Raw genomic sequence first — 1,038 nt, 5'->3', positions numbered from 1 at the left:
CGATGTCAAACTTAAAAACAGACGTAATAAATGAAAACATTCGATGAGTTGTTCGATGGCGTAATCAAACATGAAGGCTATTATGCCAACGTAGAAGGCGACCGAGGTGGAGAAACCTACATGGGTGTTGCCCGGAATTTACATCCCGATTGGGAAGGTTGGCAATATATTGATGCCTACAAAGAAACCTACGGTGAAATACCTTGGAACTTTAAGATTGATGTTCCTCAATTGACACAGCTTGTAAAGGATTTTTACAAGCTGACCTTTTACAAAAGGTTTAAAATTGATGAAATCTCCAATGGCTCACTACAAGAAATCATTTTTGATTGGTGTGTCAATAGTGGAGTATGGGGAGCCAGAGGCGTTCAACGTGTATTAAACCAATTCTTTGATGCTGATTTAAAGATGGACGGTATTATTGGTAAAATGACACTTGCTGCAATAGCCAATTGCCAACCAAAGGAACTATTTTGGGAAATCAAAAAAGCAAGAATCCGCTATTACCACAAGATTGCCAAGAAAGGCAAAAATCATTTATTCCTTGAAGGATGGTTAAAGCGGATTGGGAAAATAATATTTGAGAATTAGATTTTACAAACCTCCCGAAAGTTTATGACAATTTTGATATTTGACTAATTATTATGAACTTGTGAGTAAAATATAATTCTAACAAAAGCCAAAAATCATGGGAATTAAACCTGGTCCAAAACGAACAGCAAAATCAACAGGGAAACCTGACAGACGACAACGAGATAATAAAGAAACTCCGGGAAATACGCCATCACTAAAACCACACAAGCATAAGAAAGGGGATTAATTAATCTCTTACCCCTTTGAAAATGCTGTTAAGTATTTAGCCACTTCTTTTTTTGTTTCATCTTCAAAACTATCAAGGTAAAGTTCAGTAGTTCTTAGATTGTTATGACCTAAACTTTCCCCGATGTATTCAGTTGAAACTCCTGAACGTTTTAATACCGTTGAAAAGCTGTGCCTTGCCGTATATGTAGTTACCGTTTTCTCTATTCCGACCTCAGT

3 protein-coding genes are annotated in these 1,038 nt (G+C 36.6%); 2 read left to right on the top strand and 1 reads right to left on the bottom strand.

The window, feature by feature from the left end; all coding sequences use genetic code 11:
- Window positions 1-30 precede the first annotated feature (30 nt).
- Window positions 31-591, top strand: coding sequence for a glycoside hydrolase family 108 protein (locus J1N10_RS20940; protein ID WP_262328675.1), 561 nt, complete (start codon window positions 31-33; stop codon window positions 589-591).
- Between the two features lie 97 nt (window positions 592-688).
- A complete protein-coding gene (locus J1N10_RS20935) occupies window positions 689-820 on the top strand; it encodes a hypothetical protein (protein ID WP_262328674.1) in 132 nt (43 codons plus the stop codon).
- Window positions 821-828: 8 nt separating this feature from the next.
- Here J1N10_RS20935 and J1N10_RS20930 read toward each other — a convergent pair.
- Window positions 829-1,038 (bottom strand): tyrosine-type recombinase/integrase (locus J1N10_RS20930; protein ID WP_262328673.1); only part of this gene is annotated, 210 nt, incomplete at its 5' end.

The sequence above is a fragment of the Carboxylicivirga litoralis genome (assembly GCF_025499605.1).
In the GTDB taxonomy this organism is placed as follows: domain Bacteria; phylum Bacteroidota; class Bacteroidia; order Bacteroidales; family Marinilabiliaceae; genus Carboxylicivirga; species Carboxylicivirga litoralis.
The sequence above is the reverse complement of the archived record's forward strand: the minus strand, read 5'-3'. Positions and strand labels throughout refer to the sequence as shown.

Bases quoted from the DNA above. Each gene is read 5' to 3' on its own strand.
- J1N10_RS20940 (WP_262328675.1), top strand. From the start codon at position 31: ATGAAAACATTCGATGAGTTGTTCGATGGCGTAATCAAACATGAAGGC.
- J1N10_RS20935 (WP_262328674.1), top strand. From the start codon at position 689: ATGGGAATTAAACCTGGTCCAAAACGAACAGCAAAATCAACAGGGAAA.